This window comes from Nocardiopsis quinghaiensis (genome assembly GCF_008638365.1).
GTDB lineage: Bacteria > Actinomycetota > Actinomycetes > Streptosporangiales > Streptosporangiaceae > Nocardiopsis > Nocardiopsis quinghaiensis.
In genome coordinates this window covers 1-5550 of the sequence record NZ_VWVU01000054.1, presented here as the reverse complement: position 1 = coordinate 5550, position 5550 = coordinate 1, and the positions used below count along the sequence as shown (strand labels likewise).

Here is a 5550-nt window from a genome sequence, read left to right as displayed (position 1 = left end):
AAACCGTGGCAGCAACCTACTCTCCCACCCCACCACAGGGCAGTACCATCAGCGCAAAGAGACTTAACGACCGGGTTCGGAAAGAGACCGGGTGTGACCCTCCAGCAATAACCACCACGGAAACCCACAACCCACCAGACTCCAACCCCACACCACCAAAAAAGCGGGGGGCGAATCACAGCGAGCCAAGCTCCGTGAACACATGTGCGCGAACATCCAGTTATCTGCAGCGGACAAGCCCTCGGCCTATTAGTACCAGTCAGCTCCACCCCTCACAGGGCTTCCACACCCGGCCTATCAACCCCGTCGTCTACAGGGAGCCTTACCCTCTCACAGGAGGCAGGAGACCTCATCTCGAAGCAGACTTCCCGCTTAGATGCTTTCAGCGGTTATCCCTCCCGAACGTAGCCAACCAGCCATGCCCTTGGCAGGACAACTGGCACACCAGAGGTTCGTCCGTCCCGGTCCTCTCGTACTAGGGACAGCCCTTCTCAAGTCTCCAACGCGCACAGCGGATAGGGACCGAACTGTCTCACGACGTTCTAAACCCAGCTCGCGTGCCGCTTTAATGGGCGAACAGCCCAACCCTTGGGACCAACTCCAGCCCCAGGATGCGACGAGCCGACATCGAGGTGCCAAACCATCCCGTCGATATGGACTCTTGGGGAAGATCAGCCTGTTATCCCCGGGGTACCTTTTAGCCGTTGAGCGACACCGCTTCCACACGCCGGTGCCGGATCACTAGTCCCAGCTTTCGCTCCTGCTCGACACGTCCGTCTCACAGTCAAGCTCCCTTGTGCACTTACACTCAACACCTGATTACCAACCAGGCTGAGGGAACCTTTGGGCGCCTCCGTTACTCTTTGGGAGGCAACCGCCCCAGTTAAACTACCCACCAGACACTGTCCCCGAACCGGATCACGGTCCAAAGTTAGATGCCCGAAACAGTCAGAGTGGTATTTCACCAACGCCTCCACCGCCACTAGCGTGACGACTTCACCGGCTCCCACCTATCCTACACAAACCATCCCAAACACCAATGTCAAGCTATAGTGAAGGTCCCGGGGTCTTTCCGTCCTGCTGCGCGAAACGAGCATCTTTACTCGTAGTGCAATTTCACCGGGCCCATGGTTGAGACAGTGGGGAAGTCGTTACGCCATTCGTGCAGGTCGGAACTTACCCGACAAGGAATTTCGCTACCTTAGGATGGTTATAGTTACCACCGCCGTTTACTGGCGCTTAGATTCCCAGCCTCGCAGGGCGAACCCCGCTAACCAGTCCTCTTAACGTTCCAGCACCGGGCAGGCGTCAGTCCGTATACAGCGTCTTACGACTTCGCACGGACCTGTGTTTTTAATAAACAGTCGCTTCCCCCCGCTATCTGCGACCCCACCCAGCTCCAGCCGCGAAGGCCTTCACCAGACAGGGCTCCCCTTCTCCCAAAGTTACGGGGACAATTTGCCGAGTTCCTTAACCATGGTTCACCCGACCGCCTCGGTATTCTCTACCTGACCACCTGCGTCGGTTTAGGGTACTGGCCACACACGAACTCGCTAGAGGCTTTTCTCGACAGCATGGGATCACTCACTTCGCCTAAAACGGCTCGGCATCACGTCTCAGCCACACAGTGTGCGGATTTACCAACACACCGGCCTACACGCTTACCCCCGGACAACCACCGCCGGGTAGAGCTACCCTCCTGCGTCACCCCATCACTTGCCTACTACGGGATCGGATCCCAGACCAGACCAGAGGCAACTCCCGAAGGAACCGCCAAGGACCAGCGTGGTTAGCATCACCCGATTCAGCATGGACGCTCGCGCACGGGTACGGGAATATCAACCCGTTATCCATCGACTACGCCTGTCGGCCTCGCCTTAGGTCCAGACTCACCCTGGGCGGATTAACCTGCCCCAGGAACCCTTAGTCAATCGGCGGCAACGTTTCTCACGTTGCTTTCGCTACTCATGCCTGCATTCTCACTCGCACACCCTCCACCACACGATCACTCGGCAGCTTCTGTGGATGCACGACGCTCCCCTACCAACCCAACAAACGTTGAGCTTCACAGCTTCGGCGGTGTGCTTAAGCCCCGCTACATTATCGGCGCAGAACCACTTGACCAGTGAGCTATTACGCACTCTTTAAAGGATGGCTGCTTCTAAGCCAACCTCCTGGTTGTCTCAGCAACTCCACAACCTTTCCCACTTAGCACACGCTTAGGGGCCTTAGCTGATGATCTGGGCTGTTTCCCTCTCGACTACGAAGCTTATCCCCCGCAGTCTCACTGCCGCGCTTCACTTCACCGGCATTCGGAGTTTGTCTGACGTCAGTAACCTTGTCGGGCCCATCAGCCAAACAGTAGCTCTACCTCCAGCAAGAAACACGCGACGCTGCACCTAAATGCATTTCGGGGAGAACCAGCTATCACGGAGTTTGATTGGCCTTTCACCCCTACCCACACCTCATCCCCCAGGTTTTCAACCCTGGTGGGTTCGGGCCTCCACGAGGTCTTACCCCCGCTTCACCCTGGACATGGGTAGATCACTCCGCTTCGGGTCCACAGCATGCGACTCCATCGCCCTATTCAGACTCGGTTTCCCTACGGCTACCCCACCCGGGTTAACCTCGCCACACACCATGACTCGCAGGCTCATTCTTCAAAAGGCACGCCATCACCAAAGACACGCTTCAGCTCTGACGGCTTGACAGCACACGGTTTCAGGTACTATTTCACGACCCCTCACCGGGGCACTTTTCACCTTTCCCTCACGGTACTAGTGCACTATCGGTCATCAGGACGTATTTTGGCTTAGCAGGTGGTCCTGCCAGATTCACACGGACTTTCACGGGCTCCGCGCTACTCGGGAACACACCAACACCTAGACTCTTCCTTCACCTACAGGACTCTCACCCGCTCCGGTTCCGCTTCCCAACGGATTCAGCTAGAAGAACCACTCAGCGCTCCAGGCCGACAGACCTGGACAGATGCACCCCACAACCCCGCACACGCAACGACTGCCGTCTATCACACGCCTGCGGTTTAGCCTCTTCCCCGTTCGCTCACCACTACTAGGAGAATCACTGTTGTTTACTCTTCCTACGGGTACTGAGATGTTTCACTTCCCCGCGTCACCACCAACTGCCCTATACATTCAAGCAGCGGCAACCCGACACAACTCGGGCTAGGTTTCCCCATTCGGACACCCACGGATCACAGCTCGGTTGACAGCTCCCCGTGGCCTATCGCGGCCTCCCACGTCCTTCATCGGCGCCTGATGCCAAGGCATCCACCGTGTGCCACTATCACTTGGCCACTACAGATAACAAGATGCTCGCGCACACTATTCACGAATCAAAACACCAACCGCACACCTTCGCACCACTCGACCAGAACCAGGCCACAAGCCCGACCCCACCGAGAGTTCCTCAGGGCGGTCCGCGGGAAACACCACCGGCCACCAACCCCCACACAGAGCAGGAGATCAGCAGCCCAGAGGTTGCTTCCTCAGACACCCAACAGCGCGCCCCCGGACGCTTCTAGTCGCCCGAGGTGAAGTTCGATTCTCACAAAAGCCACTCCCGACACCGACGACCATCACGGCCCCCAGCACGGGTCCACTTCTGAGTCCGGCCGACCATAGGAAACAGTCAGCCTGCAAAAGACTCCTTAGAAAGGAGGTGATCCAGCCGCACCTTCCGGTACGGCTACCTTGTTACGACTTCGTCCCAATCGCCAGCCCCACCTTCACTCACTCCCTCCCCGAAGGGTTAGGCCGCAAGTTTCGGGTGTTGCCGACTTTCATGACGTGACGGGCGGTGTGTACAAGGCCCGGGAACGTATTCACCGCGGCGTTGCTGATCCGCGATTACTAGCGACTCCACCTTCATGGGGTCGAGTTGCAGACCCCAATCCGAACTGAGACCGGCTTTTAGGGATTCGCTCCACCTTGCGGCATCGCACGCCCATTGTACCGGCCATTGTAGCATGTTTGCAGCCCAAGACATAAGGGGCATGATGACTTGACGTCATCCCCACCTTCCTCCGAGTTGACCCCGGCAGTCTCCCATGAGTCCCCACCATCACGTGCTGGCAACATGGAATAAGGGTTGCGCTCGTTGCGGGACTTAACCCAACATCTCACGACACGAGCTGACGACAGCCATGCACCACCTGTCACCCGCCAACTAAATGACCCCACATCTCTGCAGGTCCACGGGTGATGTCAAACCTTGGTAAGGTTCTTCGCGTTGCGTCGAATTAAGCAACATGCTCCGCCGCTTGTGCGGGCCCCCGTCAATTCCTTTGAGTTTTAGCCTTGCGGCCGTACTCCCCAGGCGGGGCGCTTAATGCGTTAGCTACGGCGCGGAAACCGTGGAAAGTCCCCACACCTAGCGCCCAACGTTTACGGCATGGACTACCAGGGTATCTAATCCTGTTCGCTCCCCATGCTTTCGCTCCTCAGCGTCAGGTAAGGCCCAGAGACCCGCCTTCGCCACCGGTGTTCCTCCTGATATCTGCGCATTTCACCGCTACACCAGGAATTCCAGTCTCCCCTACCTACCTCTAGCATGCCCGTATCCACTGCAGAACCGGGGTTAAGCCCCGGTCTTTCACAGCAGACGCGACACGCCGCCTACGAGCTCTTTACGCCCAATAATTCCGGACAACGCTCGGACCCTACGTATTACCGCGGCTGCTGGCACGTAGTTAGCCGGTCCTTATTCCCCACCTACCGTCAACCCCCAGAGCACTGGGAGCCTGCGTTGGTGGTAAAAGAGGTTTACAACCCGAAGGCCGTCATCCCCCACGCGGCGTCGCTGCGTCAGGCTTTCGCCCATTGCGCAATATTCCCCACTGCTGCCTCCCGTAGGAGTCTGGGCCGTGTCTCAGTCCCAGTGTGGCCGGTCGCCCTCTCAGGCCGGCTACCCGTAATCGCCTTGGTAGGCTGTTACCCCACCAACTAGCTGATAGGCCGCGAGCCCATCCCCAACCGAGAAACTTTCCACCCACGGCCAGGAGACCATGGGTCGTATCCGGTATTAGACGGCGTTTCCACCGCTTATCCCGGAGTCGGGGGCAGGTTGCTCACGTGTTACTCACCCGTTCGCCGCTCGTGTACCCCGAAGGGCCTTACCGCTCGACTTGCATGTGTTAAGCACGCCGCCAGCGTTCGTCCTGAGCCAGGATCAAACTCTCCATAAAGGTCACTCAACCCGTACCCGGCGTAGACGCCTGGGCGGGTAAACCTAGAAGTAATCCTGACCAACCGGGTTGCCCCGGTTCATCAAAGGAACCCTCCACACCGAAGTGTGGTGGGGCCAAAACAAACATGGCTTAAAGAAAATCAAACACGCGCTGTTGAGTTCTCAAGAAACAACCGCTCATCCCGTACAAGCCTGACCGTCAGGGGTCTGTGGCTTTTCCGTGGAAGGCGCTGTTGCGTTTCCGCTTTGTTGTGTCTTCACTTTATCAGGTGTTCCGCACCCCGCCAAACCGGCGGTTTGTGGTGTTCCTGATCGGGGTAAAGCCCGTCCGCTTCCGCATTT

The 5550-nt window shown here is 57.8% G+C and carries 3 rRNA genes; all 3 read right to left on the bottom strand.

Going from position 1 to position 5550, the window contains the following annotated elements:
• Positions 1 to 3: 3 nt before the first annotated feature.
• The 3 genes from rrf to FYX01_RS25870 all read right to left on the bottom strand — a co-directional run bounded on the left by rrf (position 4) and on the right by FYX01_RS25870 (position 5206).
• Positions 4 to 119 (bottom strand): 5S ribosomal RNA (rrf, locus tag FYX01_RS25880).
• Positions 120 to 228: 109 nt separating this feature from the next.
• A 23S ribosomal RNA gene (locus FYX01_RS25875) occupies positions 229 to 3317 on the bottom strand.
• 357 nt (positions 3318 to 3674) lie between these two features.
• A 16S ribosomal RNA gene (locus FYX01_RS25870) occupies positions 3675 to 5206 on the bottom strand.
• Together the 16S, 23S and 5S rRNA genes form the textbook arrangement of a ribosomal RNA operon.
• Positions 5207 to 5550: the final 344 nt, after the last annotated feature.